1 protein-coding gene is annotated in these 606 nt (G+C 58.4%); it reads right to left on the bottom strand.

The annotated features are described in order from the left end of the window. The coding region (locus Abor_RS12460) for an IS3 family transposase (protein WP_048842229.1) at positions 1–606 on the bottom strand (606 nt) is incomplete at both ends.

The raw sequence follows: 606 nt of genomic DNA, 5'->3' as shown, positions 1-606 counted from the left end.
GCTTCGGCGGGCGGCCTGTAGCCGATTGGCGCCAGCAGGCGTCGGTTGTTATACCAGTCCACCCATTTGAGGGTTTCCCATTCGACCTGCGCCATGGATTTCCATGGCCCCAGATGATGGATGACCTCGGCCTTGTATAAACCGTTGATGGTCTCCGCCAGTGCATTGTCGTAGCTGTCACCGACCGTGCCGACTGAGGCGTCTATGTCAGCCAGCGCCAGGCGTTCGGTATATCGGATCGACAGATATTGTGATCCACGGTCCGAATGATGGATCAGCACCTTATTTCCCGCAGGCTTTCGTTGCCAGATGGCCTGTTCAAGGGCGTCGAGCACGAACTGGGTGGTCATGGAAGTCGAGACTTTCCAGCCCACGATCCTGCGGGCGAATACATCAATGACGAATGCCACATAGACCATGCCATTCCAGGTCTGGACATAGGTAAAGTCCGAGACCCAGAGGTGGTTGGGGGCCTCGGCCCGGAACTGCCGGTTGACCATGTCATCGGGGCAGGGACGCGCCGTATCCGGACGGGTCGTGATGACCTTCCGGCCCCGGATGACACCCTTCAGACTCATCTTGCGCATCAGGCGCTCAACCGTACAA

The organism is Acetobacter orientalis, from assembly GCF_000963965.1.
GTDB lineage: Bacteria > Pseudomonadota > Alphaproteobacteria > Acetobacterales > Acetobacteraceae > Acetobacter > Acetobacter orientalis.
This window is presented reverse-complemented; position numbering and strand designations above follow the sequence as displayed.